The sequence below is a fragment of the Oleiphilus sp. HI0125 genome (assembly GCF_001635355.1).
The window spans coordinates 1-842 of record NZ_LWGF01000248.1 but is presented as its reverse complement, the minus strand read 5'-3'; the positions used below and the strand labels follow the sequence as shown (position 1 = coordinate 842).

Annotated in this window: 2 protein-coding genes; both read left to right on the top strand. The window is 42.6% G+C overall.

The features are described 5' to 3' along the window. The first annotated feature begins 31 nt into the window (after positions 1 to 31). Complete coding sequence (locus A3762_RS03685; protein WP_068500121.1) at positions 32 to 316, top strand: succinate dehydrogenase assembly factor 2; 285 nt, start codon at positions 32 to 34, stop codon at positions 314 to 316. Beyond that, on the top strand, positions 300 to 746 hold the full coding sequence (locus tag A3762_RS03680) for a hypothetical protein (RefSeq protein ID WP_156493198.1): 447 nt from the start codon (positions 300 to 302) through the stop codon (positions 744 to 746). Before A3762_RS03685 ends, A3762_RS03680 begins: the two co-directional genes overlap by 17 nt. The last annotated feature ends 96 nt before the right edge of the window (positions 747 to 842 follow it).

The following is an 842-nucleotide window of genomic DNA, read 5'->3' as shown; positions in this document are numbered from 1 at the left end:
AATTCGACTCTTTACAGTTAGAGATAGCCTTATGTCAAACCAAGCCAATACTCAGCAAGATTGCCCAGAAACGATTAAGTTCAATCGTCTGTTTTGGCATAGCCGCCGAGGGATGCTCGAGCTAGATGTGTTGTTGGTTCCCTTTTTGAAGGAAGTCTACAAAGATCTATCTGAAGAAGATAAAGCAAAATACGAAGACCTCTTAACATGCGAAGACACTGAGCTCTTCCAGTGGTTCATGCAAAAGAGCGTACCGGACAATGCAGACCATGCTTACATGGTAAAAATGATATTGGATCGTGTTCAACCAAGTTAATATCACCATTAAACAGTCCTACGCAATGCTGGGTATATTAACCTTACCTAGCATCGTGGCACTAGCTATGTTGATAATCGCAGAAGCCTCATTATTTAGTGCAGGTGCTGCATGCATCGCCATAGGGACTAATGCTTATTTAACTTACTCGGTTTTCAAATCTCACGCACACAACAATGCTCTCATGATTGAGGGGAAAAAACTCCTTTATCGTCGCGATGGACACTACTTACCAATCTCGATTCATAGCTCAGTTTGGCTCACGCACGCCTTTGCGATTCTGGTACTAGCCACTAATAGCGGTGCGAAATACATCATTTGCTTGAGCCCTCTAACGAGCAGTAAAAAAGATCACCATCGCAGACTATACGTTCACGATCGGCATAACAAAGAACTTTCACAAACAACTTCAACGATAGCGACAAAATGATACAGACAGGTGTACAACTCCCCTATTCATTAATCAAAGTAAGCGGCCCAGATGCTGAGAAATTTTTGCAGGGCCAATTTAGTTGCGACGTAACTG